Origin of the sequence: Actinoplanes awajinensis subsp. mycoplanecinus (genome assembly GCF_001509495.1) — a bacterium.
Classification (GTDB): domain Bacteria; phylum Actinomycetota; class Actinomycetes; order Mycobacteriales; family Micromonosporaceae; genus Actinoplanes; species Actinoplanes palleronii.
Window position 1 is genome coordinate 1 of the sequence record NZ_LLZH01000201.1, and the last position, 320, is coordinate 320.

Annotated in this window: 1 protein-coding gene and 1 rRNA gene; one reads left to right on the plus strand and one right to left on the minus strand. The window is 56.6% G+C overall.

The window, feature by feature from the left end:
* Nucleotides 1-210: hypothetical protein (locus tag ADL15_RS55455; protein ID WP_232344265.1), on the plus strand; the 210-nt coding region annotated here is incomplete at its 5' end.
* A gap of 51 nt (nucleotides 211-261) precedes the next feature.
* On the opposite strand, the gene ADL15_RS21615 is transcribed toward ADL15_RS55455, so the two are convergent.
* Nucleotides 262-320, minus strand: a 16S ribosomal RNA gene (locus ADL15_RS21615); the annotation flags it as partial.

The following is a 320-nucleotide window of genomic DNA, read 5'->3' on the forward strand; positions in this document are numbered from 1 at the left end:
GCGAGATTGTGCCTGGCATTGAAGACCAACCTGCCGGCTAAGCCGACCACGGTTGTTCTTTCAGATACCCAACAGGATGCTTGTTTTTCGCCAAGATTCCAGCCGCACCAGCTCGCGTTCCACGCCACTCGAAAGCAGCTGTACTTGCTAAAGCCGGCCGTTGCCGGACTTGACTGGCCAGTGTCTCCGCCTTTGAGCACCCCAACCTGACATTCGCAGGTTGCGGGCTACTGTCCGCTTTCGCAGATAGTTGCTCCTTAGAAAGGAGGTGATCCAGCCGCACCTTCCGGTACGGCTACCTTGTTACGACTTCGTCCCAA